Origin of the sequence: Neisseria sp. HMSC078H04, from assembly GCF_001838135.1 — a bacterium.
GTDB lineage: Bacteria > Pseudomonadota > Gammaproteobacteria > Burkholderiales > Neisseriaceae > Neisseria.
Genome location: NZ_KV835835.1, coordinates 1 through 202 on the forward strand (window position 1 = coordinate 1; position 202 = coordinate 202).

Annotated in this window: 1 protein-coding gene; it reads right to left on the reverse strand. The window is 53.0% G+C overall.

The annotated features are described in order from the left end of the window. Positions 1-202: RHS domain-containing protein (locus tag HMPREF2560_RS05450; RefSeq protein WP_210400170.1), on the reverse strand; the 202-nt coding region annotated here is incomplete at both ends.

Sequence of the window (202 nt, forward strand, 5' to 3'; positions counted from 1 at the left end):
AGGTTGCCGTCTTTATCGGTCATTTCTCTTGGAATGCCGATTTGGTCGCAGTGGAAGTAGAGGATTTGTTGGCCGCTTTCTCCGTCTTCGTTGGTCCGGTTATGTACCTGTGCCAAGGGTTCGTAGCTGTCGGGGTCGGTGTAGATATAGGTATACCTGCCGTCCGGTTTGACTTCCTGCAAGAGGTGGCTGCCGTCCCAAA